Source organism: Armatimonadota bacterium (assembly GCA_036504095.1).
GTDB lineage: Bacteria > Armatimonadota > DTGP01 > JAKQQT01 > JAKQQT01 > DASXUL01.
Genome location: DASXVS010000027.1, coordinates 1 through 5,593, shown reverse-complemented (window position 1 = coordinate 5,593; position 5,593 = coordinate 1). Strand labels below are relative to the sequence as shown.

Sequence of the window (5,593 nt, the reverse complement as noted above, 5' to 3'; positions counted from 1 at the left end):
TCCCGGTGCAGAGGAAGAGGAAAAACAAGTAGGCGAGAGAAGCCAGGTATTTTCCTAAAACCAGCTCGAAGTCCCTCAAGGGAACGGTCATCAGCAGCTCGATGGTGCCTGATCGCCGTTCTTCGGCGAAAAGGCGCATGGTGAGGGCGGGGGTGAGGAGCAGGAAGACCACGGCGAGGTTGGCGAAAAGCCCCCTCATGCTCGCTTCCCGACTGGTGCAGAGGATCAGCCAGAAGAGGTAGCCGCTGACCAGGGTGAAGAAGGCGGCCACCACGTAGGCCAGGGGCGAGACGAAATAACTCCTTAGATCCCGCCCGGCGATCGCCATGATTTTAGACATCAGTCGTCACCTCCAAATTCTTGTTTTCACCTTTTTCCTCGGTGGTCAACTTCAGGAAGATCTCCTCCATCGAAAGGCTCAAGGAACGCAATTCCATTAGACCATAGCCCGCCTGGACGACCGACCTGGCCAAGAGCTCACGCAAGTCGCCCGCCGCGGCGATCTCGACCCGACAGGCATTTTCGATGGGATGGACGGAGAAAGAACCGATGCCCGGCAGGGCTTCAAAAAGCCTTTCGAGGTCTTCCTTGGGGGCGCGGACCTTCAGGGAGATCCTCTCGCCGGCCTTCAACTGAGCCTCGAGGCGCTCCGGGCTGTCCTCGGCGACCACCTTGCCCCCATTGGTGATCAGGACGCGGGAGCAGGTGTGCTGAACCTCGGGCAGGATGTGGGTCGAAAGGATCACCGTGTGGTCGACCGAAAGGTCCCTGATCAATTCGCGGATCTGGATGATTTGTTTGGGATCGAGACCGGAAGTCGGCTCGTCGAGGATGAGGAGCCGGGGCCGGTGAATGAGGGCCTGGGCCAGCCCGACCCTTTGCTTGTAGCCCTTCGAGAGGTGATTGATGAGCTTCTTCTCGACATCCTGGAGGAAGCACTGAGAGAGAACCTCGTTTACCCTCCGGCGCAGGTCCCTCGCGGGGATTTCGCGCAGGCGCCCGACGAAATGAAGGTACTCCGAGACGTTCATCTCCGGATAGAGGGGCGGGGTTTCGGGCAGGTACCCGATCATGCGGCGGACCTTGATGGAGTCCTCCTGGACGTCGAGCCCTCCCACCCTGACCTTCCCTCCCGAAGGGGAGAGGAAGCCGGTGATCATCCTCATGGTGGTGGTTTTCCCGGCGCCGTTGGGACCGAGGAAACCCAGGATTTCCCCTCGATCGGCATGGAACGAGACTTCGTCCACCACGAGTCGATCGGCATAGCGCTTCGAGAGGTTCTCCACAACGATCATCGAAACACTCCTTCCTGAAAAATCGGAACGAATGACCCCGTCGCCTTGCGCCGGGCTCGATCACATGTTTTGAGTATCTGAGTATAGTCGATTGAAAAATGCCCTGCAAGAAAGGGGATCCCGACTCATGCAGACAGACAAGGTGGAAAAAAGTTTCCCTTAACCTTTTAGAAAAAGCTTAATCCTCGTCCTCGTCGCCCTCGTCGTCCAGGTAGACCTCGGCCAGGGTGTCGTCGAGGTAGCGATCGAAGAGGCAGGGTTGGATGGACGGCTCGATGGAGGCCCTGGGACGCGGGGCGTCGGCCGCCTCCGGCAAGGGAATGATCCGAATGATCCGCTCCCCGTCGACCAGGTCGAGCAGCACGGGATCATCCTGTCCCTTTCCAATCTGGAGGAAGTCGAAGCAGGAGGTGTTGATGTAGAGGCGACCGTTCACGATCACCGTTCCGGATTGGTTGTTGGTGGTGACGGAAGCCAGGTAGCCCTCTCCCGAAGCCCGCTCGACGCCGAGGTAGTAATCGAAATAACGCACTTGACCGAGGTCGCGCAGGATGCGGGCCATGTCCTTGCGATGATATACGATGCCCTCGTCAACGATGCAGGGAAGCCGGTTCCTCTGTTCGCGGTCGTCCATTTCTTAACCCCCTTCGAGCTGCAAAGTGGCGCAATTGCTTGCTTTGAGGCTTTCAAAACATGCCCGGTCATTATATCACTTCAGGGAAAAACCGCCCGGAATAAGAAGATGAAGAATCCTGAATGCCCGGCCGAGCCGTCAGAAAAAAAGAGGATGAATCCCGATTATCCGGCCGAGCCGAAATCGGGTAGGAGGGGGTGACTAACCCCCGTCCTCCCACACCACCGTGCATACGGTTCCGTACGAACAAACTCGCCGTAGCCCGTATTGCGGGCATGGTCCGGCGCCCTCATTCTTGTAGAGGTCTGGGGGGCTTCGTTTGCCGTTGGAATGGATCGAGTCAGGCCGTATCGGATAACGAGGCGCGGACCTCTTCGAGTTGCCGCTTGAACTCATCAGGCAGCAAGACCGCTCCGGTCTTGCTCAACGCGTGCTCGGCGGCAGCTTCCAGATAGGCCTTGGGGTTGACCCCTACTCGGATTGCCGACTCGACCAGCGTGTAGAGGATCGCCGTGGTCTCGGTTCCTCGACGGGAGCGGGAACCGTACGAATTCTTCCGGCCCAGCACCGGTCCCCTCAGGGCTCTCTCGCTTTCGTTGTTGTGTGCGCCCTGGAGGGTGCATCGATTCACCGGGTGAGATACCCGGCCGGTCAACTATCGCTCCGACCGGAAGCACTTTGGAGCAGTTCAGGAGGCAACGAATGGGCTGAAGCATCTGAAGAAAAGGCCCCGTAGGGGGCCAGCCTACCGTGCGGGCCGCAACGTGAGTGAACACCGAGCAGGCCCCGAAAAAGCCAACGTGGCCGCCGACCCGCCATAATAACGGGGAAGGTCGAAGCCTCTGGGGAAGTGAGCGATGCATGCACCCAGAGGGACCACCGGGGTAGTAGTGGCAGCACGCACGGGAGAGAATCGATGCGCAACAGGGGAAGCCTGTCCGGGTGACCGAGGGTGGCACCTCAGTCAACACTGACGCCGTGAGGATGGTCAGCGGCCCTGGCAGGTGGCGGATGGGTCCGTAGTACCGATGAGACCTGGTAACGCGGGTGGAGGGAAGGGGCCCTAGTTCAGAACAGGTGAATAAAGTGGCAAGAAACCGGAGATTGACGTGAGTCTACCAACTCCTCCAAATGTTCAGAAGCTGCAGACGGCACTACAGGCAAAAGCTAAGTCCGAACCCGGTTTTCGCTTTTACAGTCTATGGGACAAGGTTTGCCGAGAGGACGTGTTGTTCGAAGCCTATCGCCGATGCCGTGCAAACGACGGGGCGGCCGGATCGGATGGCATGAGCTTCGAAGCGATCGAGGACCAAGGCGTAAAAGGGTGGCTGGGAAATCTTCAGGCGGAGCTCGTGGCGAAGCAATATCGCCCGCAGCCCCTCCTGCGTGTGTGGATTCCGAAGGGAAACGGCGGTCAACGTCCGCTTGGTATCCCAACGATCCGGGATCGAACCGTCCAGATGGCCGTCCTGCTGATCCTGGGGCCCATATTCGAGGCGGATCTTCCGTCTCAGCAATATGGGTTTCGTCCAGGATTGGATGCCAAGATGGCTGTCCGGCGCGTATACTTCCACATCACCAAACATTGGCGGGCCGATGTGGTGGATGGCGATCTGAAGGATTACTTCAACGCAATCCCCCACGGACCACTCATGAAGTGCGTGGCTCGACGGGTGTCTGACGGGCAGATCCTGTCAGTCATCCGATCGTGGCTTCGCACGCCGGTGGTGGAGCGGGTCAATCGAGGCCTCAGGCGAACCACCGAAGCACGGGACCAGCATCGAGGAACGCCCCAAGGTGGGGTGATATCTCCGTTGCTGGCAAACCTGTATTTTCGGCGGTTCATTTTGGCCTGGAAACAGTTCGGCATCGCCAAACGGCTGAACGCGGATATTGTGAACTACGCGGATGATTTCGTCATCTGCTGCCCACCCGGCCAGGGCGGAGCGGCGATGACGGCCATGCGCAAACTCATGGACCGTCTCGGTCTCACGGTGAATGACGAAAAGACCCGTCTGGTGGATGTCAGAAAGGAAACCTTCGACTTCCTGGGGTATACGTTTGGTCGCTTCTATGGCCAAAACGGTAAGTCCTATCTCGGTACGCGGCCTTCCAAGAAGGCGGTATCGAAGATCGTTCGAAAGATCCATGACGAGACCTCCGGTCGGTGGCTGTACACGGACGTGGAGGACAGGGTCGAGGAATTGAACCTGATCCTCCGGGGCTGGTGCGGGTACTTTAACCAAGGACCCGTGAGCGAGGCCTACAAGATCGTTAGGCGGTATACCGAGCGGCGGTTAAGGCGATGGTTGATGACGAAACACAAGCGGCGGGGCACCGGGTATCGCCAGTACCCGGACAAGTTTCTCTACGAGAAGCTCGGCCTATACCAATTGCCGTTGAAACGCATCGACCTGGCGAGCGCGAAAGCGTGACGTTCTGAACGAAAGCCGGATGCGGGAAATCCGCATGTCCGGTTTGACGAGGGGGCACTGGAAACGGGGCAGTAATGCTACCGCGCCAGTGCCCCACTCTACCGATTGGCACGGCGGGGTCGTCAAGAAACATGCGCAGCCCCGCCTCGTGGTTAACCAAGTATGCGAGCGCTTTCGCCAATCCGGACGAGGGCAAGAGGTCGGGTCGAACCTGCTGGGCCTTGGCCCATGAGAACAACTCATCGATCAGGGGCCGACTCTTCGATTCGCGCAGGCCCCCGAGGTCGGCTCCAGGATCCTTCCCCATGCGCTCGACCTCATAGAGAAGCCGGTAGAGTTCGACGGCAAACCGGCTCTCCTCGGGGTAGTGCTTCTCGCATTCCACGAACTTCCTTCGGGCGTGGGCATGACAATTTGCCACCCCGAAACGGGGCTTTTCTCCTGGCGCGCCCTTGGCGGCGGCCGGGTAGGACGTGAGACCGTCGACCATGAGGGTGCCGGAAAAGTTCCCCAGGATCGTGGCTGCGCCGTCCTTGCTGCGGGTGTCGAGCAAGCAGTACGCGACGTATTCCGAGCCTACGGCTACCCAGGCATAGAATCGTTCGTTCTTCGTATGGCCGTTGGATAGCACGTTCCAGGGTGTCTCATCGGCTCTCAAGACGGCTTCCGCTTGCACGATGCGCAGGATGGTTTGGTAGGTGGGGGTCAGGGCCGTCGCCAGAGCATCAATCTGATCGAACAGGGCCGCGGTCGTCACGCAAAGCCCCTCGTCTTTCATCATCCGGACCTGGCGGTCCAAGGGCAGGTGCCCGAGGTATTTCGCGTAGGCCACTTCGACCGCGAAGTTGAGGGCATAGCGCCCACCCGGAATGAGTTTCGTCGAACCCGGCGCGACCTTGACGCCGATGCGGCAGCACGGACACTGGTACTTCGTGCGGATATGCTTTTCCAGCACGACCTTCCGTTGCTCGATGGCGATCAACTCAGCCTCTTCGGCGGCCGTCCCCATGGGCTCCAGGGTGGTCCCGCAGTTCTCGCATAACAAGGCGTCGTCGGAAAGCTCATGTACCACCTCGATCCTCGGGAGTCGAGGCTGAGGGGTGGGGCCATGTCCCTTGCGAGGCTTGTTCTCCTTGGCGGTCTCGGCGGCCTTTTCTTCGAGAGGGCGTCGCTCGCTCTTACGGCCATAGAGGGCCTTGATACGGCGGTCCAACTGCTCTTTGAGCGAC

At 59.4% G+C, this 5,593-nt stretch carries 5 protein-coding genes and 1 pseudogene; 1 reads left to right on the top strand and 5 read right to left on the bottom strand.

Features of this window, described 5'->3' with window-relative positions; genetic code table 11:
- The 4 genes from VGM51_06020 to VGM51_06005 all read right to left on the bottom strand — a co-directional run.
- Positions 1 to 340: ABC transporter permease (locus VGM51_06020; protein ID HEY3412602.1), on the bottom strand; the 340-nt coding region annotated here is incomplete at its 3' end.
- Positions 333 to 1,295, bottom strand: coding sequence for an ATP-binding cassette domain-containing protein (locus VGM51_06015; GenBank protein HEY3412601.1), 963 nt, complete (start codon positions 1,293 to 1,295; stop codon positions 333 to 335). The genes VGM51_06020 and VGM51_06015, both read right to left, overlap by 8 nt.
- A 178-nt stretch (positions 1,296 to 1,473) precedes the next feature.
- Complete coding sequence (locus VGM51_06010) at positions 1,474 to 1,929, bottom strand: hypothetical protein (protein HEY3412600.1); 456 nt, start codon at positions 1,927 to 1,929, stop codon at positions 1,474 to 1,476.
- A 340-nt stretch (positions 1,930 to 2,269) separates the two neighbouring features.
- Positions 2,270 to 2,560, bottom strand: a complete 291-nt coding sequence (locus tag VGM51_06005; GenBank protein HEY3412599.1) for a hypothetical protein — start codon at positions 2,558 to 2,560, stop codon at positions 2,270 to 2,272.
- 478 nt (positions 2,561 to 3,038) lie between these two features.
- Between VGM51_06005 and ltrA the strand changes: the two genes are divergently transcribed.
- Entirely contained in the window at positions 3,039 to 4,364 is a 1,326-nt protein-coding gene (gene ltrA / locus VGM51_06000; protein HEY3412598.1) for a group II intron reverse transcriptase/maturase, read from the top strand.
- Between the two features lie 115 nt (positions 4,365 to 4,479).
- On the opposite strand, the pseudogene VGM51_05995 reads toward ltrA, so the two are convergent.
- Positions 4,480 to 5,577 (bottom strand): annotated as a pseudogene (locus tag VGM51_05995) (IS66 family transposase).
- Positions 5,578 to 5,593 lie beyond the last annotated feature (16 nt).